The sequence below is a fragment of the Candidatus Polarisedimenticolia bacterium genome (genome assembly GCA_035764505.1).
GTDB lineage: Bacteria > Acidobacteriota > Polarisedimenticolia > Gp22-AA2 > AA152 > AA152.
On the sequence record DASTZC010000021.1, the window covers coordinates 1 to 26,249 of the forward strand.

Genomic DNA, 26,249 nt, shown 5'->3' on the forward strand with positions numbered 1-26,249 from the left:
GTGAGCTTCGCGAACAGCGGCGCGTAGAGGTCATAGACCTTGAGGTACGAGGCCTGGGTCTTCGGGGCGACCTCGTCGGTGCCGAACAGGAAGCGGTCGGGGTAACGGTTGATGAGATCGGCAGTCACTTTGAGGGTGTCCTCGGAGGCAACGACGTACTTGGCGGTCTCGTCCCAGGAGATGTCGAAGTGCAGATGGGCGAGATCGGGGTTGCCCAGAGCACGCTCCAGGATGCCGATCTGGTCCTTCACCGGATGGACGATCCGTCCTACTCCCATGTGGGCCCAGATGATCTGGGTCTTGGGATGGCGCTTGATGAGGTCGCGCAATTGCACGACCAGGTAGGGATCCTGCCCCGGCTTCGGAAAGGGCATGTCGACGTCGTTGTGGAGGATCACCACGAGACCCGCCTCGCCGGCGAAGTCCAGGATGCGATCCAGGGCGGGGTTCAGCAGGCTGGCGGTTTCGCCCGCGATCTTCGAAGAGACGAACTCCTTGTGGATGGTGAACTCGCCGATGCCCGAGAAGACCCCGGGGAAGGTGAGGAGTACGCGCTTGATGTGGTCGGCGGCGTACATGTCGGCCGGATTGAAGCCGGTGATCATCGGATCGAAGCGCGCCTGCTCCGTTTTCGTCAGCGAGCGATAGGACATGGCGATGAACGCGTCGGTGAACGAATAGTAGTAAAGCGGCGCGTCGCTTTGCAGGTAATAGGTCGGCGCAAAGTCGGCGGTGTTGCCGTACGCCCAGGTCTGCTGCAGCGGGATGCCGAACAGTGCCACGCGTCCCACCTTCGTCCCCATGATCTTCAGGAACTCGTGGATGTCGGTGCCTTCCTGCACGTAGTTGGTGAGGTGGAAGTGCGAGTCGTTCACCACGGCCCCCGCGGGGACGCTGGAGCTCTTGCCGCGCGACACGGCGGCCGGCGCGATGCTCACCGCGAGCGCCAGCGTGAGGCACATTATGGCCGGCTTCATCGCATGCGTTCGTAGAGGGGGAGGGGAGAGGGGCCCGGGACCGGCCATGTCACGCTCCTCAGAAGTTCATCTCGGCGTTCACGTGATAGACATCGCCGTCGCCGCCCACCGGATAGGGGACGGCGGTGTAGCCCACCGGGCAGTGGTTCAGGTGGAGCCACTCCGTGTTGATCCGAAAACCCCGCTTCTTGAGCGGATACCAGTTCATCCCGGCGCGGATCTCAGAGCCGTCGCCATAGACGCCACGGATCTGCGATCCGCTCAGGTAGGCCTGGAGCACGTCGCGCACCACCATGCCGGAGGTCTGCACCTGGTAGCCGTAGTCGTCGATGTCGGCGATGGCGCCGGTGCCCGGCCCCTCGAAATCGCTCAGATGTCGCCAGTAGTACTCCGCCTCGAGTGAAAGCCCTTTGAACTTGAGGCCGCCGTCGATGCTGGCCATCTTGTAATGCACCTTGTCGACCTCGATCCCCGCGCCGAACAGATCCGGCGTGAAGATGACGTTCCCATCGGTGAGGCGAATCTGGCTGTTCTCGATGCTGTTGGTGCCAGGCTGGCTTTGCTGGTCCTCGGTGCTGCTGGTGTAGTGCAGACCCAGCCGGGTCGCCAGCTTCTCGTGCCAGTCGTAATCGCCGAAGGTCCCGTACAGGCCGAACTCCCCGGTCGACGGGAGCCATTGCAGGCTGAAGGAGGTGGTGTCGATCGTGTTGTCGAGCTGCGAGGCGCTGACGCCCAAGGTGCTCAGGTTGTTGGCGAGCATCGCCATGTACTTGAGCTTTGTCGACAGCTCGCCCTTGAGCCAGATGCCGGTGGTGTAGGAGCCGCGGAAGAACTCGTCGGCGATCAGCCGATCGTCGACCCCGATCCAATACGGAAACTGCCCTTCGGTGCTGCGCACGCTCGGCAGGCTGGTGATGCCGCCGCCCAGCGTCACGAAGCGGTTGAAGTTCCAGCTGATGTTGCCGGCGCCCCCCACCTGCGCCGGGTCGCCCTGTGAAGGATTCGAGGACCAGACGTAGAGGTAGTAGCGCAGCTTGGGGCTCAGGAACCAGCCGGAGAAGGGGAGGAAGAACTTGTTCAGCTGGAAGTCCTGGCGCCGATCCACGGTCTTCGTAACGCCGAAGGAGTCTTCGTAGTGCTTGTCCAGCGATTTCTGGTTCAGGTAGCGGACGTAGGTGAACAGGCGCATGTAGATCTGGCCCTTCTCTCCATCGTAGAGCAGGAAGCCGGCGTTCGGGATGTACTCGGGTGCTTTCATCCGGGTTGCCGCCGCCTGCTGGAGCTCCGTCGGCACGCCGGCGAAGAACTGCCCGCTGCAGCCGTCGGAGACCCAGATCCCGGTATCGTCGTACCCCCAGGTCTTGCCGAGAAGGCAGGGAGCCTCTCCCTCCGATTTCACCAGGGAGACTCCCTTCGAAGTGTCGGCCGGACAATGGTTCCGCTCGCCGGGCTTGGAGGAGCACTTCAGCGTCAGCTTCGCCGCTGCTTCCCGCGCCCTGTCGCCCGGCGTCGAAGGATTCTCCGGCGGTCCCTGCGCCCGAGCGTCGTGCAGCGCCGGCAGGACGGCGGCGATCAGCGCCACGATCCAGGCGGTCCGCCGGTGGTGGGCGGCGACCCGCCCGCGAGGTCCGTCATAGCAGAAGATATCGGCTTTTCCATGGGTCAACTCGAGGTCGATTGGGCCTCGACGGCTCATCAAGCACTGCCTCCCATGCGGTGGGGGGGACCTGCCTGGGCTTCGATCGCCATGCGAATCGCCTCCAGCAGGACTCGCCCTGGATCGGTCTTACGTACATAGGCGCATCCCGTGGAGTTTACCTGGGCGATCGTCTCGGGCTCGCCATGCGCCGTGAGGAAAACGATTGGAGGGGGGCTGCCCGCGGCCGAGAGCCAACCGTAGAGGTCGAACCCCGACATGCCGCCGAGCTGGATGTCCAGGACGAGGCAGTCGACCGGTGTCGCCTCGCGGGCCGCGATGTATTCCTCGGCCGAGACGAAAGTTACGGCCTGCATCCCCGAGGCCCGCAACAGGCGGGCGACGGCGCGGCTATGGCTCGCGTCGTCGTCGACGATCGCGATGGTGAGCATGGGGGTTCTCCGACCACGCGGTACACAGCGACCGCGCAGCGGGGAAGCTACCAGTCGGAGGAAGGAGGGCGCTACTGCCCTTTAGGGAGGGTACGGCCGGCGGTCTGATCCAGCTCGGGAAGGAGCCCGGCTTCCTGGGCCCAGCGGGTCAGCTCGGCCACCGAGGAGACGCCGAGCTTGGCCGTGATGCTGGTGCGGTGGAGCTTGACGGTGCGCTCGTGGATCGACAGGTCCCAGGCGATCTCCTTGTTGGCTCGTCCCTGGACCACGTGGGCGAGGACCTCGCGCTCCCGGGCCGTCAGCCGATCGAATGTGGAGCGCGCCGCGCGGAGCTGGGCCCGCGCCCTCCGCTCGGCCACGTCGCGCGCCATCGCCCGGGTGACGGCGTCGAGGAGCTCGGTTTTCGGGGCCGTCTTGGTGAGGAAATCCTCCGCCCCCTGCTTGAGGGCGCGCACGGTCGTGGGGACATCGCCCCGGCCGGAGAGGAAGACGACGGGCAGTGGGTTTTCGGAGACGGCAACCGCCTCGTGCAGCTCCATTCCATCCATGCCGGGCATCTTCAGGTCGGCCAGGATGCAGCCTGACGCCTCCTGCCTCAGCCGCTGGAGGAGATCGCGCGCGGAGCCGAAGGTCTCGACGGCGTGTCCGCTGCCGCGCAGCAGGCGCGCCACGGCCTTCAGGAAGGAGCGGTCGTCATCCACCACGAAGACGGTTGGGGACGCGCTCATGCACTGACCCTCGCCATCGGCAGCGTCACGCGGAAAGTGGTGCCGCCGCCGGGATCGTTGGCCGCCTCGATCTCCCCTCCGTGGGCCTCGACGATCTGCCGGCAAATCGCCAGCCCCATCCCCATGCCTCCCGGCTTCGTCGTATAGAAATTCTCGAAGACGCGCGGCAGGTCCTCGGATGGGATCCCCGGTCCCGAGTCGCTGACCGACATTTGGACCCGGTTGCCGCCGTTGGCGCCGATCTTCAGGCGCAGCCGGCGACCTTCGGATCCATTGCGCTCCATCGCCTCCATCCCGTTAATCAGCAGATTGAGGAGGACCTGCTGCAGCTGCACGCTGTTTCCGTGGATGTCCGGAAGGCCGGGGGCCACCTCGGCCGATACCTCGATACGCCGGGACTGAGCATCGGGCCGGATCAGGATCATCATCCGCTCCGCCATGCCCGCCAGCTCGATGCTCGAGAATTCCACCGGATGGCGGCGCAGGAGGCCGCGGATCCCATCGATCACGCCGCCGGCACGCTGATCGTCCTCCCGGATGTCGGCCAGGATGGCGCGCACCTCCTGTAAATTGGGCGGTGTGGCGTCCAGGAAGATCTCGGCTGCTTCGGCGTTGCGCAGAATCGCTCCCAGCGGCTGGTTCAGCTCGTGCGCCAGGGACGAGGACAGCTGCCCCAGAGCGGAGACCCGGCCGGCGTGCGCCAGCTCATGGCGCAGCCGCGCCGCCTCCTCCTCCGCCTGCAGCCGGCGGCGGCGCGAGATCAGCAGCCCGCTGATGGCGATCGCCTGGGCCGCGATCAGGAGCCCCGTGCCCAGGATCACCCAGCGGTACTTGCGCAGCAGCGAGGTTGGATGGAAGAGCACCGTGCTGCGGGACGGCAGAGAGGCCTCGTCGATCCCCCAGCGCCGCAGCTGCCGCCAGTCGTAGGAGGGGCGATCGGCCGCCAGCACCGGGGAGCGGACCTGCCCGGCCGGCTCCCCGGCGAGGACCCGCAGCGCGGCGCGCGCCGTCGCCCGTCCGACTTCCTTCAGCGGCAGCAGGGGACCTCCGACGATTCCGTGTCCCAGGAGGTTGTCCGACCAGCCGAACAACGGAGCGTTGGCAGCATCCCGCAGCGCTTCCACGGCGGCTTCCTGCTCGTGGGGAACCCCGGCGGCGTCCTGCACCAGCAGGGCGAAGAAAATGGCCGAGTCGGACGGCAGCTGTGCCGCTCGCCGGACCATCTCGTCGAAGGGGACCTCGTTCCAGTAGACGAGGTTCACTTTCTTTTCGAACGGTCCCCATTCGCGACGGAGGTGTGCCAGCCAGTAACGCTCCAGCGGGCTGTCGCCGATGACGACGTAGACGTTGTGGGTCCCGGGTCGGACGGCGAGCAGGTTCTCGAGGACACCGGGCAGGTCAAGGCGCAGGGCCACAACAGCATCCTGCTCCGGCGGCTTTCCGTCGAAGTGGCGTTCCTCGACGGCGGCGATCAGAGCAGGGGTGTCCGGCAGGAGCTCGGCACGGTGACGCTCCCAGAACCGGTAGGCCGGCGAGCCGATTGCCACGACAAGGTCGATCGGACGCCTGGCGCACAGGGCGCCTACGTAATCGACTACAGGGGCCTCGTCGGCCGTGTCGAAGCGCATCGTTTCCAGCGAGATGTCGAGGAGCTCGACGGGCTTCGGGGAGAGGCGGGCGAGATCCTCACGGAACTTGGAGGTGACGGAGTTGTAAGGGGTGAAGTCGCGGCCGAATGAATTGAGAATCAGGATCCGGCGAGGTCCTTCGGACGCCCCAAGGAGCGGGACGCTGAAGATGATGAGAAGAAGGGGCGCGAAGCGTCTCATTTCCGGAGTTCCTGGCCCGGTCGCGCCCATGTGCAACTGATTCGCCTGCGAGTGAGACGGACGGGCGAGCCGCGAGGTTTCGCCGGGACGCCGAAGCTTTCGCGGCATGGGCTCGAGACCGGATGGGAGTCTGGTGCCGAGGCTCGGATTCTATTGCAGCACAAGCACATTTGCCATCTGGACAGCAGTCCGGGCGCTCTTTCCGCCCGGAAAGGCGTCATCGGGATTCGAGGGGCACCACGCAACCGGACTGGAGCAGGTAGTCGTACAGCAGGCCGAGCGGCTCCGGCAGGTCCAGCGATTTCGCAGAGGCGACCAACTGGCCGGCGGCGTAGAGCCTCACGTTCGCCGCGAGGATCTTCCCAAGCCCTTCCAGGAGACCACCTTCCAGACGCTCCCGGGCGACGCCGACGAAGATCGCCTTGAGGACCGCGTCGGTCAGGATGAAGCGGATCGGCTCCTGCGTGAAGCGTCTCAGGTAATCGGTGAGAGGAAAGGGCTCGCCGAAGCGGGTGAGGAGAACCGGCCCTTCCTGCCGCCTGGCCACGGTCCAGGAGACAGCGTCGTCGATCGTCGGAGGGGCGCCGTCCCGAGCGTCGGCAGCGCGAGTCGACTGAAGCGACAGCTCGCGCAGGAGGAGAGGCTCGGGTTCGGCGGCGCCGCCACGCTCCTCGACCAGCTGGGCCCGGGCAGTGGCGAGACGCTCCGCTTCTCCTTGCACCGGCTGGCGCGCCCACGATCGCTCCATGACGATGGGTCGCTTGCGCAGGATCTCGGAGGGAGGCAGGAGGCGATTCTCGGGGCCGACCAGCACCGCCTGGGCGAAACCGCCCTTCACCAGGCCGGTGCCGAGAATCGCCGGCCCGGGATCCTTTACTCCCGGGCCGCGCGCCTCGAGAACGTCGATCTCGATCCGGTCCAGCGACAATCCCGCGAGCAGCTCGGCCGTCCGCTTCTCCGCCGTTCCCTCGACCTGGAAGGCGGCGTACAGCAGGTTGACTCCTAGGAGTCCCAGCGCCTGCTGCTGCAGCAAGTTGGTCGAATCGCGCAGGTTGACGTGCATCACCAGGTCGTTGGGCTCGCCGCCGGGAGCGAGCTGGAAGCGCAGTCCCATCCAGCCGTGGCATTCGTTGGTTCCCGAGAAGTTCCGCGCCGACACCGTGTCGGCGAAGACGAAGAAGCGGGTCTCGGCGCCGCGCGACGCCTTCAGCCGGTCGAGCAGCAGCGTGTATTCGTGGTCGAGCATCGCCAGCAGCCGGTCGCGCGAAACGTAGCGGCCCGACTTGCCGTAGATGGCGTCGCTGAAAGCCATGTCGTAGGCGGAGATGGTCTTGGCGACGGTCCCGGAAGCGCCGCCGGCCTGCAGGAACCAGCGGGCCACCTCCTGGCCGGCGCCGATCTCGGCAAAGGTCCCGTAGGTGGTCTTGTCCAGATTGATGGCGAGCGTCCGCTCGTGGGTGTCCATGCCATCTCCCGCCGCGACCGGGTCGGGCGCTACTTCTGGCCTAGTGGTTTTCCGGGCATCTTAGGCCCGAGGGAGAGGAAGCGTCAACGCGCGGTCCCCGGGGCCGCGCACCGCAGGGGGTCGCGCTAGTTCTTCCGCAGCCGCCCCATCCAGTTCACCATCACCGCGGCGTCCTGGCTCCCCGGAACAGGAGAGCCCACGAGAAAGCGCTCCCCATCCCGACTGACCTCGTAACCCGGTCCTTCGGCCGAACCCTGTCCTACCAGAAAAAGCGCCAACGGCGCCGCAGGGGTCAGCTCTTTGCCCGGGGTGACCGATACGGCCATCAGGTGGCCGTCCGCGCTCAGATAGAAAAGTTCCTTGCCATCGCGTCGCCAGCGCGGCGTCGAACCGCCCGACGTGGAGATACGGAGCCTCTCGCCGGGGTGCTGAAACGGCTGGGCATAAACTTCCGGTCGGCCCGTCTCATCCGAGGTGTAAGCAATCCAGCCGCCGTCGGGGGAGAAGCTGGCATCCGTCTCGGATTGGGGCGTCCGTATGAGGGGAGTGGCACGCGGAGGGTCAGTGCCGAGAGGCAGGAGCCAGACATCCCAGCCGGTGGTCGGGTTCCGATCCTCGAACAAGAGATACCGCCCATCGGAGGATATGCCGGTAGGACACTGCATGGTCCCGGTGGAAGGGAGCAACACCTCGTCCTCGCCCCCGGCGAGGGTCCGCGCGTGCAGGAAAGGAGGCGCATGGATGGCCTTGCAATAGACGATCTTCTTGCCGTCCGGAGACCACATGGGAGCATAGGAATCCAGTCCATCGGAATCGACCCGGGTCGGAACCCCCCGATTGACATCGATCGTCCAGAGGTCTCTGACGCCACGCTGGTTCACGATGCCTGCCACAAGGCGGTTTCCGTCGGGCGAGAGGCGGATGCTGTCGTAGCTTGCGGGCGATCCCACCTGGCCGATTTCCGCACCCCGGCGGTCCCTCCAAATCAGGTCGGCTTCTCCTCCCGCCATCTGATAGGCGAGCACACCATTCTCCGAAACGGAGAACTTGGGCGCGCCGATTCCCGCCCACTGCTCCATGCGCTCCGCGACCGGGGAAGGCGTTCCGCTCAGGCGAAGCGTTTCGAAGTCGAAATGCTGCGCGAACAGGGTCGATCCCTGGACGAAAAGGAGGTAGCCGGGAGGCGCGGGCAGGGCGTAGGAAGCCGCTTCGAGGAGCACGCTGGCCTGGAGGCTCTCCAGGGAGACCAGGCAGGTGGCGCGACTGTCATCCAAACCTGGCTTGAGCAGGCAAGGTCCGATGAAATGGCGGGAGTCAGGCAGGAAACCCGGCCAGCCCACCTGGATCTTGTTCCCCGAGCCGTCCCGGATGTCGAGACGCTCAACCTTGCCGCCGGAAGATGACACGCGAAACAGCCCCTCTTCGTGGTCGGGTGCCTCGTCGACGCGCAGGAGAATGGTGCCGTCCCGTCCCCACGCGCCCAGCTGGAAGGGACCGGCGCCGGGTGCGTCGCAGACATCCGTGACGGACCCGTCGTTCACGTCGATCTTCTTGAGCTTGCCACCCGCGAAGAAAGCGATGAAGCGGCTGTCGGGGGACCAGAAATGCGCCCGCGCTCCTTCCGTGCCTTCAAGCGGCCTGGCGGAAAGCGCGTCGAGCGGCCGGATCCAGAGCCGGGTCTGATCGCCGTTTTTCGCGGTCTGAGAGATCGTGGTGCCGTCGGGTGAGACGCGGGTGAACAGGCTCACGGCGTGATCGGGCAGCGCAATGGAGAAGTGGGCGGGGCGCGAAAGGACTTCGGGCTGCCGGGCCAGCGCCAGCATCGCGAAGCCCAGGCCGACACATAGGGCCAGGATCGCGGCGACCCAGATGATCCTCTCGCCCCGCCTCGGCGTTGCGGCCGCGGCTCCTGGGGAATCGGTTTTCCGGGAGGCGATTCCCTTCATCTCGAACATCACGTCACGCGCCGATTGCCAGCGCTCCTCGGGGTCCTTGGCGAGGCAGCGCCCCACGGCGCGCTCCAGCGCGGGGGGCGTCATCGGTTGGAGCTCGGAAATGCGCGCTGGCTCGGCGGTCAGGATGGCGGAGATCAGGCCGGCCTGGCTCGCCCCCGAAAAAGCGGGCCGGCCGGTGAGCATCTCGTAGACGATCGCTCCAAACGAGAAGATGTCGCTTCGGGCATCGGCTTCTTTGCCTTCGAGCTGCTCGGGCGCCATGTAATCGAGCGTGCCCAGGATGGCCCCGGCGGCGGTAAGCGGCTCGCTCCGTGTTGGTGCACTGGAATGCCCGCCCTGAATCAGGCTCGCCGGCTCCTTTGCCAGACCGAAGTCGAGGAGCTTCGCGGCATTCTTGGTGATCATTACGTTGCCGGGCTTGAGATCGCGATGGACGATCCCGCGGCGGTGCGCAGCGTCGAGTGCCGCGGCAACCTCGGCGGCGATGCGCAGCGCCTGATCGGGGGGCACGGCGCCGCGCCGGAGGCGGGACGCCAGTGTCTCGCCTTCCAGGTATTCCATCACCAGGAAGTCGATGCCGTTCTCTCGTCCGACGTCATAGAGAGCGCAGATGTTGGGATGGGAAAAGCTTGCCAGGGCCCGGGCTTCCCGCTCGAAGCGCTGGCGCACCTCGAGGCTGTCCGAGAAGTGGGCGGGAAGCACCTTCACGGCGACGTCACGGCCGAGCCGAGTGTCGGAGGCGCGATACACCTCCCCCATGCCCCCCGCCCCGATCCGCTCGAGGATTCGATAGTGGCCCAGCCGTTCCAGCATGGGTTGACCTCGGAGCAGGAATCTTAGGCCTCCCGAGGAGGGAAGGTCAACGCGTCGAGGGAGCGCTCCGGCGCCGCTGACACACCGTCGTCACCGTGGATGGAAGATGCGGCGCTTGTTCAGGCCGGCCAGCCCCCAGGGGGTTGACAGCGTGAATCGAATGGCATAATATTTCGATTGTTCTCGAATAGTCGGAGGATTAATGAAAGCACCCGAAGCCGTAACCGCCCTCGCCGCCCTGGCCCACCAGTACCGCCTTGCCGTGTACCGCATGCTGGTTGAGGCCGGACCCGAGGGCTTACCGGCGGGCGGGATCGCGAGCCGACTGAAATTGCCGCCATCCTCGCTCACGTTTCACTTGCAGGCTCTGCAGCGCGCGGGACTCATCACCCGCCAGCGCATGAGCCGGCAGATTATCTATGCCGCCGATTTCGGGACGATGAAGGCCCTGGTCGGCTATCTCACCGAGAACTGCTGTGCGCAGAGCACGTCCGCCGGATGCGGTGCCAAACGCGTCCCGGCAGCGGAGCGTCCGGCAGCCTCTCGCAAGATCCGGAGGAGCGCATGAAACGTCTGCACGTCCATGTCAGCGTGAGCGACATCAAAGAATCGATTCGTTTCTATAGCGCGTTGTTCGCTGCCGAGCCGGTCGTTGTGAAAAACGACTACGCGAAGTGGATGCTCGAGGATCCGCGCGTGAACTTTGCAATCAGCAAGCGAGGTGCCGAGCCGGGTATCCGGCATCTTGGCATCCAAGTGGAAAGTCGGCCGGAGCTGGCCGAGGTCTACGCCCGGCTGCGCCATGCCAAGGGGCCGATTCGCGAAGAAGGAGCCACGACCTGCTGTTACGCAGAGAGCGACAAGAGCTGGGTCGCCGACCCGCAGGGCATTGAATGGGAGACGTTCCTGACGACGGGCGAGAGTACGGTCTATGGCGACGAAATCAGCGGTGCAGGTTCAAGCAGGTGTTGTGAGCCACAGTGCTGCGAGCCGCCTCCGGGCCCGGCAGCACCGGCGGCACCGTGTTGCACATGACGACGCGGATTGACCGTGTGGCCACGACCGAGGACATGAAACGCCTTGGCCTGAGTCCCACCGAACCCAGCCGATGAGCGGCCGTCCTTACAACGTCCTCTTCCTGTGTACGGGCAATTCCGCCCGGAGCATCCTCGCGGAAGCGCTCGTGAACCATTGGGGCACGGGCAAGTTTCGTGGCTTCAGCGCCGGGAGTCACCCGAAGGGAGCAGTACACCCGATCGCGCTCGAGCTGCTGAAGCGGATGAAGCTCCCGACCGAAGGCTTGCGCAGTAAGAGCTGGGATGAGTTCGCGAATCCCGGAGCGCTGCCGCTTGATTTCGTTATTACCGTCTGCGACAACGCCGCCGGAGAGGTGTGTCCCATCTGGCCGGGGCAGCCAATGAGCGCGCACTGGGGCGTCAACGATCCCGCTGCTGCAAGGGGAAGCGAGACCGAAAAGTGGTTGGCCTTCCGCGAGACCTTCACGGCGCTGGAGAGACGCATCAAGACCTTCACGAGTCTGCCGATCGCATCGCTCGATCGCATGAAGCTCAAGCAGCGGCTGGACGAAATTGGACGCACACGCGACGATTGACGGATCGGGATGGCGGACTTATTCCCGGCGGAGCGATTCGATGGGATCGACGCGGGTGGCGCGGCGGGCCGGCAGGGCGCAGGCGAGGATGGCGACGCTCACCAGGACGACGACGACCATCGAATAGGTTGCCGGGTCGGTGGTCCCCACCTCGAACAGAAGGTTCTTCAGGAAGCGGGTCAGGGCAAGGGCTCCCAGGAAGCCGACCCCCAGCCCCGCCACGGCGAGCAGCGTGCCGCGCCGCAGGACCAGGGCGAAGACCTCGCGCGGCCGCGCCCCCAGCGCGATGCGGATGGCCATCTCCTTCAGGCGGCTGCTGACCTCCAGCGACATTACGCCGTAGATGCCCGCGGCCGCCAGGAGCAGCGAGACGGCGGCGAACAGCGACAGCAGGATGTTGGTGAAGCGCTCGCGCGCCAGGCTCGAGTCCAGGTTCTGCGAAAGGGTCTGGACGTCGAAGGGAGGCACGCCGGGATCGATGCCGCGGATGGCGGCGCGGATGGCGCCGGCGGTGGCGGCCGGATCGCCCGCGGTCCTGACCACGAGTCCCATGCGTCGTTGCGGTCCCTGTCCGAGAGGAAGGTAGAGGTGCGGATCGGGCTCCTGCCCGGCGGTGATGGTGATGTCCCGGACATTCGCGACGACTCCGACGATCGTCATCCAGGCATCGGGCTCCTCGTTCCAGCCGTAGCGGATCCGTCCGCCCACGGGGTCGGCGCCGCCCCAGCGCTTTGCCATGGCTTCATCCACGACCGCCACGGGTTGTGAGCCGATCCGGTCGGTGTCGGCGAAATCGCGGCCCCGCAGCACCGGGATTCCCAGGGCGCGGAAGTAGCCGGGACCGACGGTCAGAAGAGGGGTGATGGTGGAGTCGGTGCCCGGCTCCGGCTCGTGTCCCTCGATGACGGTGCCATCGGAGTTCAGGTCGCCGGTGAAAGGCAGGCCGTCGACGAGCCCTGCGGCGGTGATGCCCGGGAGCGACCGCAGCCGCTCCTCGACGCTGCGATAGAAAGCCAGGGCATGCTCGCCTTCGGCCCCCTGTGCCGGGGCGAACGGGTTGCGGTAGCCGTCCGGGTGCTGAGGGGGAACATACAGGCGCATCGTCAGTACCTTCTCGGTCTCGAATCCCGGCTCGATAGCCGTGAGGCGATGGAAGCTCTTCAAGAGCAGGCCCGTGCCGACCAGGAGGATCAGCGACAGCGCGAACTGCACCCCGACCAGCGCGCCATGGGTGGCGCGGGTGCCGGCCGAGCTGGTGCCGCGTCCTTCGCCGTGCCACTCGTTGCGCGATCCGAGCCGCCCGATGCGCAGCGCCGGCAGCAGACCGAACAGCAGCGTGGCCAGCAGCCCCACACCTGCCGTGAAGGCCAGCACCCCCGGATCGAGCCGCACCTCCCCCAGACGCGGGATGCCCAGCGGCAGTCCCGCCAGCAACTCGAGCCCCCATCCCGCCAGCGCCAGGCCGGCCGCCCCTCCGAGTGCGCCCAGAAGGAGACATTCGGTCATCAGCTGCCGCACCACTCGCGCGCGCGTGGCGCCGAGCGCGAAGCGCATCGCGATCTCGCGCTGGCGCACCGCGGCCCGGCCGAGCAGGAGATTGGCGACGTTGGCACAGGCGATCAGCAGGACCAGGGCGACGGCGCCCAGGAGGACCAGCAGAGGCGTGCGAGAGGCTCCGGAGACGGTGTCGTGAAGCGGCGTGACGACGGCATGCAGGTCGGAATCCGGTTTAGCGACCGCGTTGCTGCCGATGAACGACTGATCATTGGCGCCACGGACCTTGAGAAGATGCGTCGCTTCGGCCTCGGCCCGCGCCGCCTGGACTCCCGGCCGCAGCCGGGCCAGCCCGATCAGGTTGAAGGGGGAGGTCCTCTCGGGGCTCAGGTCGAGCGGCACCCAGACATCGACCGGCGGCCCGGGCCAGCGGAAATCGGCGGGCATGACACCGACGATCTCGGTGGGGACGTTGTCCAGGATGAGCGCCTTGCCGATGACTCCCGGATCGCTCCCGAACTGGCGCCGCCACTGGGCGTGGCTCAGCACGCAAAGGGCCCGCCGCCCGGGAGCGTCCTCGCCGGTGCGGAAGGCGCGGCCAAATTCCGGGCGCACCTGCAGGACGTCGAAGAAATTGGCGCTCACGCTCATCGCATCCAGGCGCGCCGGCTCGCCGGCGCCCGAGGCGTTGTAGCCGGTGCGGTTGTAAGCAGCCAGCTGCTCGAAGCTGCGCATTTCCTGGCGATAGGCCAGGAAGTTAGCCTGCGACATGCGCCAGGTCGCCAGGCCGCGCTGCGGATAGGACTGCCAGAAAGTCACCAGCCGCTCGGAGCCGGGGAAGGGAAGGGGCCGCAGGAGAACGGTGTTCACGACGCTGAACACCGCCGTGTTGGCGCCGATCCCCAGAGCCAGGGTCAGGATCGCGAGGAAGGTGAAGCCGGGAGACTTGCGCAGGATGCGCGCGCCGAAGCGCAGGTCCTGGAAGAAGGCCTCGATCCAGGCACCGGCACGGACATCGCGCACCGCCTCCTTGACCTGCTCGGGGCCTCCCATCTCGAGCAGCGCCACGCGCCGCGCCTCCTCCGGCGTCGCCCCTGCCTCGACCCTCTCGCGCACGAGCCCCTCGAGATAGTCATTCATCTCATCGTGCAGGTCACGCTCCACGCGCGGCCGGCGGAACAGGTTGCGCAGGAGAGCGGAAAGGCGGCGGAGCAGAGCCATGGCTTCCTCGAGATCGTCTAGGTGGTTCCCAGGGCGGCCGACATCGCCAGCGCGATGCGCGCCCACTTGCCGGTCTCAGTGCGCAGCCGGCGCTGGCCGGAGGCGGTCAGGCGGTAAAACTTGGCGCGGCGCCGGTTTTCGGATTCGCCCCACTGCGATGCGAGCCAGCCCCGCTCCTCCAGGCGGTGCAGCGCCGGGAACAGGGAGCCGGGCTTTACCTGGAAGGTCCCGCGGGTGAGATGCTCCACGCGGCGGGCGATTCCCAGCCCATGGTCGGGGCCGGTCGACAGGGACTTGAGGATCAGGACGTCGAGAGTGCCTTGCAGCAGATCGGTGCGGGCCACGGGCTCTCCTCTAGAAATTCGATAGGAGGATAGTCGTTGACCTATAGAATGTCAATAGGAGAGCTAACGGGCATCGGTGGAAGTTCCGGTAACTCGTCTCGCGGGTTTCTTCGGCTTCCCCGAAGCGGGATCCTTCGGGTCGAGGGAGAGGCTCTGTCTCTTGGCCCGCTCTTCGTGGAACCAGCGCAGCGGACGGATGATCTTGATATCTTTCCCTTCGGGCTTCAGATCGACTCCGAAGGCGAAGCCGTGGAACTTCAGAAAGAGGATTCCCTCGCGAGTGTTCCTGCCAAGCTTCAGGTCCGCCAGGGCGTGCAGCGACTTTCCGGTCAAATCGAGATCCCGGATCAGGACCTGATCGCCGCGCCCCTGCAACTCGGCCATCCCCTGGATGTCGGGAATGGTCATCATCCGCTCCAGCCAGTCGGGCACTCCTTTGAGCGCATCGAACATGACCACCAGCGGCCGGGTGTCGTGCATCGCCAGGCTCAGCGAAGCGTCGATGCGCGTCGGATTGGTGAACTGCATGCGGGCCTGGGGGAAGGTGAAGGCGGCCGACCAGGGAGGATCGCGCTTGTGCACGACGACGCGGGTGCCGGCGATGTCGAACAGGAGCTCACGCGGGCTCGCCTGGCGCAGCAGCGCGTTGACCGAGAAGCCGCCTCGCATCACGAAATCGCGGAAGCTGGCCGATCCCTCTTCGATGTCGAGGTCGATCCTGCCGTGCAGGCTGCGCTTCTCCTGCGAGCCTTCGATGTGGTAGCTGATCGTCCCCGTGCCCGACAGGAGCTTGAAGTTGCTCCCCTCGGGGATGAGCGAGTTGTAGAAGGTGAGATCGAGAATCTCGGCGCGCGGCATGTCGAAGGTGATCTCGAGGTCGGTGAAAGGATCCGCCAGATCCAGCGAGCCGCTGCGTCCCGAAAGCGTGGCGACCTCGCCGCGCGCGAAGGCCTGGCTGCTGCCGACCGGGGCCAGCTTGAAATGAGTGAGCCGGGCGGAGAGGATCGATTCCACCTTGCCGCTCTTTTCCTCGACGCCGCCGCGGATAACCCCCTTGCCGGTCAGATGGCGGTCCAGGAAATCCATGTCGACCTGATCGTTCGCCATCTCGAGCTCCGTGCCGGGAGCGAGCCGCCCGTGGTCGAGAACAATCAGGAAGCGCCCCGACCCCCTGTCGTTGAACCGCACCCAGGGGGTCTTGCGGAAGTAGGCCTCGAGGAAGAAAAGGCTGGCGCTGTCGGAGTGCAGGGCGAAGCGCCCGGAGAGGTAGTGGAAGAACTCGAGATGCTTCAGGCCGCGTGGAACGAAGCGATGTATCTCCGCCTGCACGTCCATTCCCAGCCGCTCGAAGATCGGGTCCTTGCCGGCGCGCAGCTCCCCCGAGGCCATCGTCAAACGCACTCCGGGGAACTCCATTGCTTCGTGCGGCACCAGCATCATGCCGGTCGCAACGCGCATGGGTCCGATCAGGCGGAAGCGATCGATCCAGATCTGATCCACATCGCAGGCGATGTCGTCGGAGAGGATCGTCCAGCGCTTGCCGGGGCCTCTTCGAGGCGGCGAGGAATTCGCCTCTTCTTCCGTGAGACCGGGGATCGGTGGCAGCTCGGAAGGCGGCACGCGCGATGCCACTTGCGGAAGCGTCTTGTGCCGCTGCCGGTAGTCGACTCCGTCGGCGCGCACTCGGATCAGGTCGACGACGTTGTGACGCAAGGGGAGGAGATGAAAGGTGGCGTCGACTGAATCGAGATGGGTGTACCAGTCGATCCGCTTCGAGCTGCCGCCCAGATCGACGCCGCGCAGGGCGACGCTCCCGGGCCACCACGACCAGCCTCGCTGCCATGCGATGTGGAAGCGCTGCGGATTGCGGTTGAGGCGATCCTCGATCAAGGAGCGGTTCAGGGCGAAATTGGCGGCGGCGAGATAGAGTGCTTCCAGGATCGCCGCCGTGGCGAGGATTCCCAGCAGAATCTGCCTCGCCGCGCGTCGCATCGGCGTCGGCTCCGAGACCGGGCCGCCGCCCGGCGAAGGGGGATGGCTATTTGTTGTTCCCGGCCCGCGCCAGCGCCTGCAGGATCATGTCGCGCTCCATCGCCTCGAGCGTGGCGCCGGCGGAGGGCACCGGCAGGGAATCAGCGGGACCTTCAGGAGGGCGCGTAGATTGAGGCATGACGCTCCGCATGCAACTCGGATGTCCGGGATGAAATCGGCGGAACGATCATAAGCGGGCGGAGGGAGGGGCCGTCAACCGCTCCCGATTCCGTTCCCCGGTGCGCCGGCAGTCCGGAAAACCGGCGCGATTCCAGGCGATCAGCCTGCGGCCCTGAGGCGGAGGCACCGCGAAACGCCCGAGTGTCCTGTGGGTATCGCGGCCGTGATGCTGCGGCACCGCGGCGACAGCGCTTCGTGGGCGGCGGCCGGCCGGATTCGGCCCTACAATGACCCGCTCGAATTCTTCCGAGAGGAGCCGCTTTGGCCCATGCCATCGACTTCCCGGCGCATCGGATGGACATCGTCCGATGAACGGTTGGACCCGCGTCGCGGCTTGCGTCCTCGCCCTTCTCGGCACCGCGCCCGTCAGCAAGCCGGACACCCTGCTGGTGATCACCCACGTCACCGTCGTCGACGTCGTGCACGGGAAGTTGAAGCACGATCGGACCCTGGTGATCCGTGAAGGGAAGATCGAGCAGCTCCGCCATGCCCGATCCTCGGAGAGCTTCCCGAAGGAGGCGACCGTCCTGGACGCGGCGGGCAAGTACCTCATCCCGGGGCTGTGGGACATGCATGCCCATCTGCGCGATCCGGACCGCGAGATGGCGCTGCTGGTCGCCAACGGCGTCCTCGGGGTGCGCGACATGGGGGCGGTGCCGGAGAAGATCTATGCCTGGCGCGAGCAGGTGGCGAAGGGAGAGCGCCTGGGGCCGCGCATCATCGCCTGCGGCCCGATCGTCGACGGGCCCGAGCCGAGCAACCCTCCCATCTCGGTCTCGGTCTCCGACGCCGCCTCGGGTCGCGCGGTCGTGACGGCGCTGCTCCTGGCCGGTTCCCAGTGCGTCAAGGTCCACGATCGCGTCCCTCTGGATGCCTACCGGGCGATTGCCGCGGAAGCGGATCGCACCGGCTTGCCGCTGGTGGGGCACGTGCCCCTGGCGGTGACGACGCTGGAGGCCACCAACGCCGGCCAGCGCAGCCTCGAGCACCAGGTCGGGCTGCGCGGCTGCTCGTCCGCCGAGGCGGAGGTGATGCGCCAGGAAGCGGAGAGCAGCCCCATAGCTGAGGCGATGCGCACGGGAGATTTCTCCCTCATCCCCGAGACGATCGCGCGCCGCGGCAACCTCATCCTGGATGGCCTGGGCCCCGACCGCTGCCGCGCGCTCTACAAGACCTTCGCCCGCAACGGGACCTACCTCGATCCCACCCTGGTGACCCAGTACGCGCTCACCTTCGTCGACGATCTGGCGCGCCGCGAGGACCCGCGCATGAAATACATCCCCGAATCAGAGCGGGAGTACTGGAAGCCCGAGAAGGGGATGCTCACCCGCTACCGCACTCCGGCCTACATCGCCTATCGCAAGCGCGAGTATGCCGCGACCCTCGAGCACATCCCGATGGCGAGCGCCGCCGGGGTTTCTTTCCTGGCGGGCACGGACATGTGGCTTCCCTATGTCTATCCCGGGTTCAGCACGCACGACGAGATGCGGCTGTTCGTCGAGGCGGGACTCTCCCCGATCGAAGCGCTGCGCACGGCGACGATCAACCCGGCGAAGCTTCTCGGTCTGTCGGAGCGGACGGGAAGCGTCGAAGAGGGTAAAGCGGCCGACCTGGTCCTGCTGGACGCCGACCCGCTGCGGGACATCTCCCATACCACCGGCATCTCCGCCGTCGTCGTCGCAGGCAGGCTGCTGCGCCGCGCCGATCTCGACCAGCTGCTGAGCGGCGCCGAGGAGGCGGCCCGGACCGCTCCCTGATCGGCCGCATTCCCTGCGCTATGATGTTTCCTTCGCGGCGCGGGGGCGGGCAATCGGGCCCGGCAGATGCCCCGCAGCCAGGCCGGATAGGACCGGCAAGAGGGCCATGAGGCGGAATCTCGCGGCGAGCATCCCTCCGGCCGTCGGCGTCGCGCTGTTCGGGGCTTCGCTCTGGGTCCTGTACCACGAGATCGAGCGGTACCACTATCGCGAGATCGCGCAGGAATTCGCCGCCATTCCCTACGCGCGCCTCCTGCCGGCCGTCCTGGGCACCATCCTCGGATATCTCCTGCTGACCGGCTACGATGCTTTGGCCCTGCGCCACATCGGGAAAAAAGTCCCTTATCGCCGGATCTCGCTCGCCTCCTTCATCGCTTACGCCCTGAGCAACAACGTCGGCTTCGCCATGCTCTCGGGTGCCGCGGTGCGCTACCGCCTCTATTCGGCGTGGGGGCTGACGGGGATGGAGATCGTCAGCGTCATCGCCTTCTGCAGCTTCACCTTCTGGGTCGGGTTCCTGGCGCTGGGGGGAACCGTCTTCCTGATTGAGCCGCTGGTGATCCCCGCCGGCGCGCGGCTGCCGTTCCATTCCCTCCGCCCGCTCGGCGCGGCGCTCCTGCTGCTCCTGGCCGCCTATCTCGCCTTCTGCGCCCTGCGCCGGCAGCCGGTGCGTGTCGGAAGATCCGAGCTCGCGGTGCCGACGCCCCGGATGGGCCTCCTGCAGGTCGTAATCTCCTCGCTCGACTGGGCGGTGGCGGGGATGGTCCTCTACGTGCTGCTGCCCGACGGCGCTCGCGTCTCCTTCCCGCAGACCCTGGGCGTCTTCCTGCTGGCCCAGGTCTCCGGGCTCGTAAGCCAGGTGCCGGGCGGGCTGGGGGTCTTCGAGACGGTCGTCCTGCTGATGCTGGCGGGGACCGCTCCGGCGCCGGCAATTCTGGGAGCGCTGCTGGCCTACCGGGTGATTTATTACCTGATGCCGCTGGGTGGCGCGGCGGCGTTTCTCGCGGCGCACGAGCTCGGCAGGCAGAAGGAAAGCTTGCGCAAGGTGGCGCGCCGCACCGGCCGCTGGAGCGCGGCACTCGCTCCCAGCATCCTGGCCTTTACGACCTTCCTGAGCGGCGCCATCCTGCTCCTTTCGGGGGCGGCCCCCGCGGTCCCCGGACGTCTCGACTGGCTGAAGGACGTTCTGCCGCTTCCGGTGATCGAGCTGTCGCACTTCCTCGGGAGCCTCGTCGGAATCTGTCTGGTCCTCCTGGCGCGCGGCATCCAGCAGCGCCTCGAGGCGGCCTACCATCTCACCGCCGCCTTCCTCACGGCGGGGATCGTCCTTTCGCTGCTGAAGGGGGCCGATTACGAGGAGGCGATCTTCCTGACGCTCATGCTGGCCGCCCTGCTCCCGTCGCACCGCCACTTCTACCGCCGGTCGTCGCTCATCGGCGAGCGCTTCACCCTGTCATGGACGGCGGCGGTCGTCGTCGCGCTGCTCGGCTCGATCTGGCTCGGCATCTTCTCGCACAAGCATGTCGAGTACTCGAGCGATCTCTGGTGGCGCTTCACGGTGCGGGGCGATGCCCCCCGGTTCCTGCGCGCCACGGTCGGCGCCGGGGTGGCGGCCCTCGCCTTCGCAGTGGCCCGCCTCCTGCGCCCGGCACGTCCTGAGCCTCCCGCGCCCAATCCGGAGGACCTGGAGCGGGCGCGCTCTGTCGCCTCCGCTTCCCAGGACACCTATGCTTACCTGGCCCTGCTGGGCGACAAGCGCTTCCTGTTCAACGAGCCGGGCAATGCATTCATCATGTACCGGGTGCGAGGTCGCAGCTGGGTCGCGCTGGGCGATCCCGTCGGCCCCGAGGGGGAACGCGGCGACCTTGCATGGCGCTTCCGGGAGATTTCCGATCGGCATGCCGGCTGGGCCATCTTCTACGAGGTCGGGCGGCGCAGCCTCGATCTGTATGTCGACCTGGGGCTGACGCTGATGAAGATCGGAGAAGAGGCGCGCGTGCCGCTCGGCAAGTTCTCTCTCGAAGGGGGCAGCCGCAAGGGGCTGCGGGCCGTGGTGAACCGGGTGGAGAAGGAAGGGTGCAGCCTCGAGGTGGTCGGTGCCGAGGCCGTGCCGGCGCTGCTGCCCGAGATGCGCGCCATTTCGGAGGCCTGGCTGGCCGAAAAAAAGGTCCAGGAGAAGTCGTTCTCGCTGGGACGCTTCGACGAGACCTACTTGAAGCAGTTCCCCGCGGCCATCGTCCGCCGCGGCAGCGAGCTCCTGGGGTTCGCCAACCTCTGGCCGGGGGCCGGCAAGGAGGAGCTCTCCATCGATCTGATGCGCTACCATCCGAACGCTCCGGAAGGAGTCATGGAGTTCCTGCTGGTGCGCCTGATGCTCTGGGGGCGCGAGCAGGAGTATCGCTGGTTCAATCTGGGGATGGCCCCGCTGTCGGGGCTGGAGGGGCGGTCGCTGGCCCCGCGCTGGTCGCGCCTGGGCGCTTTTGTGTTCCGGCACGGCGAGCACTTCTATAATTTCCAGGGCCTGCGCCAGTACAAGCAGAAATTCCACCCCGTCTGGGAGCCGAAATACCTGGCCGCCCCCGGCGGCATCGCGCTACCCCGCATGATCGGCCACCTGACCGCGCTGATCTCGGACGGCAGCCGGAGGACTCCCAAGTCATGAAGCGTCTCGTTCTACCCTTGCTCCTCATGCTCCTGGCCGCACCGGCGGCCGCCAAAGCCTCCAAGCCCGCTGCTTCGCCTCCGGCGCGGACGGAAAGCTTCGGGCGCTTCGGCAGCGTGGCGCTGTACGGCGATGCCCAGCAGGCCTCGCAGGTGGTCCTCTTCTTTTCGGGCGACGGCGGCTGGAACCAGGGGGTCGTGGAGATGGCGAAGCGGCTGGGCTCCATCGATGCGCTGGTGGTGGGCATCGACGTCCCCCGGTATTTCGATTCGCTGAAGAAGTCTTCCGAGGAGTGCGCCTACCCGGCCGGCGACCTCGAATCGCTCAGCCAGTACATCCAGAAGAAGCTGGAGCGGCCGCATTACACGCCGCCGATCCTGGTGGGCTATTCCTCGGGGGCGACCCTCGCCTACGCGACGCTGGCGCAGGCCCCCGCGGGGACCTTCAAGGGAGCGATCAGCCTGGGCTTCTGCCCCGATCTCGAAGCGACGAAGAAGTTCTGCAAGGGGAGCGGGCTGTCCAGCGGGCCGTTGCCGCAAGGCAAGGGGATTCTCTTGGAGCCGGCGCCGAATCTGGAAGCTCTCTGGATCGCGTTCCAGGGGGAGATCGACAAGACGTGCGATGCGGCGCAGACGGAACGCTTCGTCAAGCAGGTTCCCGGCGCCGAGATCGTGCTGCTTCCCAAGGTGGGGCATGGCTTCTCGGTGTCGAAGAACTGGCTTCCGCAGCTCGAGGATGCCTACCGCCGCATGGTCCGCAAGACCTCACCACCCCCGGAGCCGGGCGAGGAGCAGCCGGCTATTGGCGCGATGATCCCCGGCGATCTCAAGGATCTCCCCCTGGTCGAGGTGCCCGCCGTGAAGCAGCCTTCAGGCACCTTGGCGGTTCTGGTCTCAGGGGACGGCGGTTGGGTGGGCCTGGATCGCAATGTTTCGAAGGTCCTCGCCGAGCGTGGCATTCCGGTGATCGGGCTGAACTCGCTGGCCTACTTCTGGAAGCGCCGCACGCCGGAGGAGGCGGGAAAGGACCTGGAGAGGATCATGCGGCACTACCTGGCGCAGTGGCATTGCGATAAGGCCTTGTTGCTGGGGTATTCGCGCGGCGCCGATGTCGTGCCCTTCATGGCCAGCCGCCTTCCCGATGACCTCCGCGCCCAGGTGCGCCTGGTCGTCCTCATGGGACCCGATGACTCGGTCGATTTTGAGTTCCATCTCAGCGACTGGCTCGGAAGCGACCATCACGACAACAACCTGCCGGTCCTGCCCGAGATCCGCAAGCTGGATGATTTCAGTGTCGTCTGCTTCTATGGGGAGCACGAAGACGACAGCCTTTGCCCCGCGCTGAAGGACGGTCCCATGCGCGTGGTCCGGTTGTCGGGCGGGCATCACTTCAGCGGAGATTACGAAGGAGTGGCCGAGCGGATCCTTCAGGAGGCGGAGCGGTAGTTGGGGGGCCTCTCAGTGGGGCGAGGCTTCCTGCGGGTCGAGGCGCCACGCTCCCCGGCGGGTGGGGCGGCGCATGGCGCGGCGCAGCGCCTCCAGGTAGCGCCGGCGTGGCCATGACTGCGCCCCGAATCGCGCCAGGTGGGGTGTGGGGACCTGGCAGTCGATCAAGTGGATGCTCCAGAGTGCGAGCTGCTCCACCAGAGTGACGAAGGCAACCTTCGAGGCGTCGTCCTCGCGGGCGAACATCGACTCGCCGAAGAAGGCCGCCCCCAGCGACACGCCGTACAGTCCTCCCGCCAGCTCCTCACCGATCCAGGATTCGGCCGAGTGGGCGTAGCCCAGCTCGTGGAGGCGCGTGTAGGCCCGGATCATCTCCGGCGTGAGCCAGGTCTCGGTCGTGCCGGCGCGCGGCGTGGTGGCGCACCCGGTAATTACCTCACGGAACGCGGTATCGAGCGTGACCCGGAAGCGTCCCGCGCGCATTGTCCGGCGCAGGCTGCGCGGCACGAGCAGGTTGTCGGTGGTCAGAACGAAGCGGGGATCGGGGGAGTGCCAGAGGATCGGCTCCCCCTTCGCGTACCAGGGAAAGATCGACTCGGAATAGGCGCGCAGGAGGCGCTCGGGTCGTAGATCGCCGCCGATGGCGACGATTCCGTCTTCGGCATGCTCGACGGGCGGGAACAGGATCGCCTCACCGAGCCGGTAGATCGGCATGCCTACGAGGCGCCCGCCGGCGCCGGCTTGCGCGTTTCCGACGGCGGCGGGGCCGGATCGACGTCGAAGGTCAGCTTTTCCCCGTCGAAGCCGATCACCGCCGTGCCCCCCGACTCGAGACGGCCGAAAAGGATCTCGTCGGTCAGCGGATCGCGCACCTCGGACTGGATCAGCCGGACCAGCGGGCGCGCCCCGAAGACGGGGTCGTACCCCTTGCCCGCCAGATGGGCGCGCGCCTCTGGGGTGAGCGACAGCGCCACATTGCGCTCGCGCAGCTGCGCCTCCAGCTCCAGGATGAACTTCTCGACGATCATCTCCATGACGTCGGGGGTCAGCGCGTCGAAGGTGACGATGGCGTCCAGGCGGTTGCGCAGCTCGGGCGAGAAAAGCCGCTCGATCGCCTGGCGCCCCTTGGCCCGGGCATCGCCGATCCCACGCTTGAAGCCGACGCTGCGGCCGCTCATCTCGCGCGAGCCGGCGTTGGACGTCAGGATCAGGGTCGCCTGGCGGAAATCGGCCTTGCGCCCCGTGTTGTCGCTCAAGGTGGCGTGGTCCATGATCTGCAGCAGGATGTCGAACAGATCGGGATGGGCCTTCTCGATCTCGTCGAGCAGCACCACGCAGTAGGGGTGCGAGCGCACCGCGTCCACCAGCAGGCCCCCCTGCTCGAAGCCGACGTAGCCCGGCGGCGCCCCGATCAGGCGCGCCACCGCGTGCTTCTCCATGTACTCGCTCATGTCATAGCGGATGAACTCGTTGCCCAGGTGCCGCGCCAGCTGGCGCGCCAGCTCCGTCTTGCCGACCCCCGTCGGGCCGGTAAACAGGAAGCAGCCGGCCGGCTTTTCGGGATGTCCCAGCCCGGCGCGGGCGCGGCGCACGGCGCGCGCCACGATCCCGACGGCCGGGCGCTGGCCGAAGACCACCCGGTTGAGCGATTCTTCGAGGGTGCGCAGCCGCTCCTTGTCGGAAACCGAGGCCTGCTTCTCGGGGATGCGCGCCAGGCGCGCCACCACCTTCTCGACCTCGGCCACGTCCACCGTCGGCGTGTCTGCCGCCGGGGCCTGCAGCCGCAGCATCGCTCCCGCCTCGTCCAGGACGTCCACCGCGCTGTCGGGCAGGCGCAGCTCGCGCAGGTGGCGCTGCGCCAGGCGTACCGCCGCCTCCAGCGCCGCCGGCATGTAGCGCACCCGGTGGTGCGCCTCGTAGCGCGGCCGCAGCCCTTCGAGGATCAGGACCGACTCCTCGAGGGAGGGCTCCTCCACCACGATTTTCTGCAGGCGGCGATGCAGCGCGCGGTCCTTCTCGAGATGCTTGAAATCCTCGAAGGTGGTCGAGCCGATGAGCCGCACCTTGCCGGCGGTGAGCACCGGCTTGATCAGGTTGGCCAGGTCCATCGTGCCGCCGGTCGTGGCGCCCGCTCCCACCATGGTGTGCAGCTCGTCGATGAACAGCAGGGCTTTCGGCCGCTTCTCCAGGGCCGTGATGACCGCCTTGAAGCGCTCCTCGAAATCGCCCCGGTAGCGCGTCCCGGCTAATAGCGAGCCCATGTCCAGGGCGAACATCTCGGCGCCGGCCAGGATCTCGGGCACTCTGTCGGCCACCAGCCGCTGCGCCAGCCCTTCGACCAGCGCCGTCTTGCCGACCCCCGCGTCCCCCACGAAGACCGGGTTGTTCTTGCGTCGCCGGCAGAGGACCTCGAGCGCGCGGCGCAGCTCCTTCTCACGCCCCACCAGCGGGTCGAGCAACCCCTGCCGCGCCTGCTCGGTCAGGTTCACCGCGAAGCTCCCGAGCGCGTCGGTGGAACGGCGCGGGGCTTCCTCTTCCGCCTCGCCCGCCGGCACCGGCTCCTCCGCGGGAGGGAGGCTGGGGAGCTTCGTCAGGCCGTGCGACACGTAGTTGAGCACGTCGAGGCGCGTCACCCCTTCCGCTTCGAGAAGCTTCGCGGCGTGCGAGCGCCCTTCCTGCAGCAGCGCCGCCAGGGCGTCCCCGACGCTCGCCTCGTCCTTTCCGGCGCTCTGCACGTGCAAGGCCGTCCGCTGCAGCACCCGCTGGAAGGCCAGCGTCTGGGCCGGCTCGTCATCCGACTCTTCCGGGAGCTTCTCAATCCCGGTTTGCAGGAACTTCTTCATCTCGGCCCGCAAATGATCCATCCGGACCCCGCAGGCGATCAGGATCTCCTCGCCCGCCGGGTCATGGATCAAAGCGTAAAGGAGGTGCTCCAGCGTCAGGTAGGCGTGCCGCCGGGACGTCGCCTCGCGATAGGCGACGGTCAGGACAATCTCGAGTCGCGGACTGAACATGCTCATTCGGGCTCCAGGCTCGCGCGCAACGGATGGCCGGCGGAGCGCGCCAGCTCATGGACCGTGGAAACCTTGGTCTCCGCCACCTCGTGCGGGTAGGTCCCGGCGATGCCCGACCCGCGCACATGGACCGACATCATGATCTGGTGGGCCTCCGCCGGCGATTTGGCAAAAAGTCCTTCGAGGAGAGTGACGACGAAGTCCATCGGAGTGTAATCGTCGTTGTGCAGGATGACGCGGAACAGCGGCGGTCTTTCGGTCTTCTGGCGGGTCTTCTCCAGGACCTGCCCGCCCCGCTGCCCCTCTCTCTCACCCATGAAACCGTCTCCCTGCGTGCTTATTCCGCATGGTCAGTATCGAGCAGCTACGATGAACCGCCCGATGACGTTGCAGAAGGCTCACAGTTCTCACAAGCCCATTGCCCATTCTCTCCCAGGTTCGGGCCGAGCCTTTTCGATACGTATATTCCGCGCACTTTCTTCCGGCTCGCATGGTTAAACTGCGGCGTGCGGCCTCTGCGGGTTCTGCCTTAGCACTATTATGGCGCACGCCGTCAGTTTCAAGCATGCGCCAGCACCTCCCGCCGGTTAAGCAACCCCCATCATTAATTATAGGGAGTGGCCGACCGGCGGGG

20 protein-coding genes are annotated in these 26,249 nt (G+C 66.9%); 6 read left to right on the forward strand and 14 right to left on the reverse strand.

Annotated features, from left to right (window positions below):
• The 7 genes from VFW45_01435 to VFW45_01465 all read right to left on the reverse strand — a co-directional run.
• A partial coding sequence (locus VFW45_01435) for an amidohydrolase family protein (protein HEU5179426.1) occupies positions 1-977 on the reverse strand: 977 nt, incomplete at its 3' end.
• A 58-nt stretch (positions 978-1,035) separates the two neighbouring features.
• Positions 1,036-2,673, reverse strand: a complete 1,638-nt coding sequence (locus tag VFW45_01440) for a DUF3011 domain-containing protein (protein ID HEU5179427.1) — start codon at positions 2,671-2,673, stop codon at positions 1,036-1,038.
• A complete protein-coding gene (locus tag VFW45_01445) occupies positions 2,673-3,065 on the reverse strand; it encodes a response regulator (GenBank protein HEU5179428.1) in 393 nt (130 codons plus the stop codon). The genes VFW45_01440 and VFW45_01445 overlap by 1 nt, the downstream gene beginning before the upstream one ends.
• 71 nt (positions 3,066-3,136) lie before the next feature.
• Complete coding sequence (locus VFW45_01450) at positions 3,137-3,793, reverse strand: response regulator (protein ID HEU5179429.1); 657 nt, start codon at positions 3,791-3,793, stop codon at positions 3,137-3,139.
• Positions 3,790-5,622: an ATP-binding protein gene (locus VFW45_01455; GenBank protein ID HEU5179430.1), complete on the reverse strand. Its 1,833-nt coding sequence runs from the start codon at positions 5,620-5,622 to the stop codon at positions 3,790-3,792. Before VFW45_01455 ends, VFW45_01450 begins: the two co-directional genes overlap by 4 nt.
• Positions 5,623-5,839: 217 nt before the next feature.
• Positions 5,840-7,087 carry a hypothetical protein gene (locus tag VFW45_01460; GenBank protein HEU5179431.1) on the reverse strand — a complete coding sequence of 416 codons (1,248 nt, stop codon included), beginning with the start codon at positions 7,085-7,087 and terminating at the stop codon, positions 5,840-5,842.
• Between the two features lie 125 nt (positions 7,088-7,212).
• Positions 7,213-9,855 (reverse strand): protein kinase, encoded by a 2,643-nt coding sequence (locus VFW45_01465; protein HEU5179432.1) that lies wholly within the window; start codon positions 9,853-9,855, stop codon positions 7,213-7,215.
• Positions 9,856-10,057: 202 nt separating this feature from the next.
• On the opposite strand from VFW45_01465, the gene VFW45_01470 reads away from it, so the two are divergent.
• The 3 genes from VFW45_01470 (at position 10,058) to VFW45_01480 (ending at position 11,467) form a co-directional block, all read left to right on the forward strand.
• Complete coding sequence (locus VFW45_01470) at positions 10,058-10,423, forward strand: helix-turn-helix domain-containing protein (GenBank protein HEU5179433.1); 366 nt, start codon at positions 10,058-10,060, stop codon at positions 10,421-10,423.
• Positions 10,420-10,890 carry an ArsI/CadI family heavy metal resistance metalloenzyme gene (locus VFW45_01475; protein ID HEU5179434.1) on the forward strand — a complete coding sequence of 157 codons (471 nt, stop codon included), beginning with the start codon at positions 10,420-10,422 and terminating at the stop codon, positions 10,888-10,890. Before VFW45_01470 ends, VFW45_01475 begins: the two co-directional genes overlap by 4 nt.
• A gap of 73 nt (positions 10,891-10,963) precedes the next feature.
• Complete coding sequence (locus VFW45_01480; GenBank protein ID HEU5179435.1) at positions 10,964-11,467, forward strand: arsenate reductase ArsC; 504 nt, start codon at positions 10,964-10,966, stop codon at positions 11,465-11,467.
• An 18-nt stretch (positions 11,468-11,485) separates the two neighbouring features.
• On the opposite strand, the gene VFW45_01485 is transcribed toward VFW45_01480, so the two are convergent.
• From VFW45_01485 to VFW45_01500, 4 genes are all read right to left on the reverse strand, one after another.
• Positions 11,486-14,182, reverse strand: coding sequence for an ABC transporter permease (locus tag VFW45_01485; GenBank protein HEU5179436.1), 2,697 nt, complete (start codon positions 14,180-14,182; stop codon positions 11,486-11,488).
• A 17-nt stretch (positions 14,183-14,199) separates the two neighbouring features.
• Entirely contained in the window at positions 14,200-14,526 is a 327-nt protein-coding gene (locus VFW45_01490) for a PadR family transcriptional regulator (protein HEU5179437.1), read from the reverse strand.
• A gap of 63 nt (positions 14,527-14,589) precedes the next feature.
• Positions 14,590-16,518, reverse strand: coding sequence for a hypothetical protein (locus VFW45_01495; protein ID HEU5179438.1), 1,929 nt, complete (start codon positions 16,516-16,518; stop codon positions 14,590-14,592).
• Positions 16,519-16,564: 46 nt separating this feature from the next.
• Entirely contained in the window at positions 16,565-16,696 is a 132-nt protein-coding gene (locus tag VFW45_01500; protein HEU5179439.1) for a hypothetical protein, read from the reverse strand.
• Between the two features lie 349 nt (positions 16,697-17,045).
• Here VFW45_01500 and VFW45_01505 point away from each other — a divergent pair, with 349 nt between their 5' ends.
• The 3 genes from VFW45_01505 (at position 17,046) to VFW45_01515 (ending at position 22,601) form a co-directional block, all read left to right on the forward strand.
• Complete coding sequence (locus VFW45_01505; GenBank protein HEU5179440.1) at positions 17,046-18,494, forward strand: amidohydrolase family protein; 1,449 nt, start codon at positions 17,046-17,048, stop codon at positions 18,492-18,494.
• 106 nt (positions 18,495-18,600) lie between these two features.
• Positions 18,601-21,156 (forward strand): bifunctional lysylphosphatidylglycerol flippase/synthetase MprF, encoded by a 2,556-nt coding sequence (gene mprF, locus VFW45_01510; protein ID HEU5179441.1) that lies wholly within the window; start codon positions 18,601-18,603, stop codon positions 21,154-21,156.
• A complete protein-coding gene (locus VFW45_01515) occupies positions 21,153-22,601 on the forward strand; it encodes an AcvB/VirJ family lysyl-phosphatidylglycerol hydrolase (protein HEU5179442.1) in 1,449 nt (482 codons plus the stop codon). The genes mprF and VFW45_01515 overlap by 4 nt, the downstream gene beginning before the upstream one ends.
• Positions 22,602-22,613: 12 nt before the next feature.
• Here the strand turns inward: VFW45_01515 and aat are convergent, their stop codons facing one another.
• The 3 genes from aat to VFW45_01530 are packed head-to-tail and all read right to left on the reverse strand — an operon-like array spanning position 22,614 to position 25,932.
• Entirely contained in the window at positions 22,614-23,315 is a 702-nt protein-coding gene (aat, locus tag VFW45_01520; protein ID HEU5179443.1) for a leucyl/phenylalanyl-tRNA--protein transferase, read from the reverse strand.
• A 2-nt stretch (positions 23,316-23,317) separates the two neighbouring features.
• Positions 23,318-25,615 (reverse strand): AAA family ATPase, encoded by a 2,298-nt coding sequence (locus tag VFW45_01525; GenBank protein ID HEU5179444.1) that lies wholly within the window; start codon positions 25,613-25,615, stop codon positions 23,318-23,320.
• A gap of 2 nt (positions 25,616-25,617) precedes the next feature.
• On the reverse strand, positions 25,618-25,932 hold the full coding sequence (locus tag VFW45_01530) for an ATP-dependent Clp protease adaptor ClpS (protein ID HEU5179445.1): 315 nt from the start codon (positions 25,930-25,932) through the stop codon (positions 25,618-25,620).
• Positions 25,933-26,249: the final 317 nt, after the last annotated feature.